This window comes from Bradyrhizobium sp. 197 (assembly GCF_023073375.1).
In the GTDB taxonomy this organism is placed as follows: Bacteria; Pseudomonadota; Alphaproteobacteria; order Rhizobiales; family Xanthobacteraceae; genus Bradyrhizobium.
Genome location: NZ_JADPJJ010000057.1, coordinates 1 through 629, shown reverse-complemented (window position 1 = coordinate 629; position 629 = coordinate 1). Strand labels below are relative to the sequence as shown.

General features: G+C 67.9%; 1 protein-coding gene. It reads left to right on the top strand.

Annotation, left to right across the window (positions count from 1 at the left end):
- Positions 1-629, top strand: a 629-nt coding sequence (locus IVB27_RS13410) for an AMP-binding enzyme (protein ID WP_247444040.1), incomplete at both ends; no start/stop codon positions are given.

The window sequence follows — 629 nt, the reverse complement described above, 5'->3', positions numbered from 1 at the left end:
TACATTGGCGGGGCGGGGGTCGCGCGTGGCTATCTGAACCGGCCCGAACTGACGGCGGAGAGGTTCTTGGCCGATCCGTTCAGTGGTGAGGTCGGCGCACGGATGTACCGGACCGGGGATCTCGCGCGGTACCTGCCGGACGGCAATCTGGAGTTTCTGGGCCGCATCGACGACCAGATGAAGATCCGCGGCTTCCGGATCGAGCCTGGCGAGATCGCGGCGCGGCTGGTTGAGCACGCGTCGGTGCGCGACGCGGCGGTGGTTGCGTGCGAGGATCGCAGCGGCGAGAAGCGTCTGGTCGCCTATGTGGTTACGGCTGCGGAGCATGCCGGCGAAGCCGAGGAGACTGAACTTGCCGGCACGTTGCGCACCCATCTTGGTGCGCGGCTGCCCGAGTACATGGTGCCGAGCGCGTTTGTGCGGCTTGCGGCGCTGCCGTTGACGCCGAACGGCAAGCTGGACCGCAAGGCGCTGCCCCCGCCAGAGGATGATGCGTATGCGCGGGCAGCCTATGAGGCGCCGCGGGGCGAGATCGAGATCGCGCTGGCGCAGATCTGGGCCGAGCTTCTGGGCCTGGAACGTGTCGGCCGGCACGACAACTTCTTCGAGCTGGGCGGGCACTCACTGCT